This is a genomic window from Lentibacillus juripiscarius (assembly GCF_042685205.1).
Taxonomy (GTDB): Bacteria; Bacillota; Bacilli; order Bacillales; family Amphibacillaceae; genus Lentibacillus; species Lentibacillus juripiscarius.
Map to the genome: position 1 here is coordinate 1 of NZ_JBHUNA010000036.1, position 991 is coordinate 991.

A 991-nucleotide genomic window follows, 5' to 3' on the forward strand; every position below is an offset into this window, starting at 1 on the left:
ACTCCAATCCTTTAAAAGTTAGTTCAGTGTAGTAATCTACACTAGGTGCGACTGCCCGTCGCACAAAAAAACCAGTATCTCTATTGATACTGGCTTAAGGCAATATTTAAACTCACTCTCACGAATCAATCATAATCATATCCTCGCCGATTTTACGGATGGAGCTCCACCTTATTTTCGTTTCGGCTCCTTCTTTCTTCAGACCGAACCATTTGTAACTTGGGATGATAAACGACTCAATCTGACCCGTTTTTTCATCAATTTCAAGATCTGTCTGACCTAAAACGCCAAGTCTCGCTCCCTCATTGACGTCAATTATTTCTTTTCCACTGATATCTTTATAACGCATTCGATCCGCCTCCAAAGGAATTCGTTACTAAAGTATATTCCAGCGGCACAAAAGTATGCTGCAGCAGTTTAGGAAGCTGGTGCAATCAATGCGGTGGATGGTGACTGCTCGAAAATTAACTCAATGACGTGCCGGATTTTTTCATGATTGACGGCATCAATCTCCTCAATCATCTCATCCATTGAGCGGTGGCGATTTAGTAACAGCTCATTTCGGCCATTCCGGCTCATTCGGCTGCTGGTGCTTTCCAGGCTTAGCATCAGATTACCTTTCAGCTGTTCCTTGCTGTTATTCAATTCCTTATCTGTTAGTCCGTCTGACACCAAGTCATCGATTGTTTTATGAATGATATCTTTCAACTGTGGCAGCTGATCTTTTCCGGTGCCGGCATAGATGGTCAGAAGTCCACTGTCCAGAAATGAAGCATGGTAAGAAAAGACAGAATAGGCAAGGCCCTGTTTTTCCCGTACTTCCTGAAAAAGCCGTGAGCTCATACTACCGCCCAAAACATTATTCATAATGATCAGGCTATGCATATGTTCATCATCCACAGGCAGTCCATTATAACCAAGACCACTAGCGTTGCATAAAAATTTCAAGTAAAAGTCAAGCAATTAACATTGTGTCAAGATTATGAATGAT

Annotated in this window: 1 protein-coding gene and 1 pseudogene; both read right to left on the minus strand. The window is 42.0% G+C overall.

What is annotated here, in order from left to right; genetic code table 11:
- Positions 1-118 precede the first annotated feature (118 nt).
- Entirely contained in the window at positions 119-349 is a 231-nt protein-coding gene (locus ACFSUO_RS14125; protein ID WP_382395207.1) for a YlmC/YmxH family sporulation protein, read from the minus strand.
- 68 nt (positions 350-417) lie between these two features.
- A pseudogene (locus tag ACFSUO_RS14130) lies at positions 418-921 on the minus strand (M16 family metallopeptidase); the annotation flags it as partial.
- Between the last annotated feature and the right edge of the window lie 70 nt (positions 922-991).

Bases quoted from the DNA above. Each gene is read 5' to 3' on its own strand.
- ACFSUO_RS14125 (WP_382395207.1), bottom strand. From the start codon at position 349: ATGCGTTATAAAGATATCAGTGGAAAAGAAATAATTGACGTCAATGAG.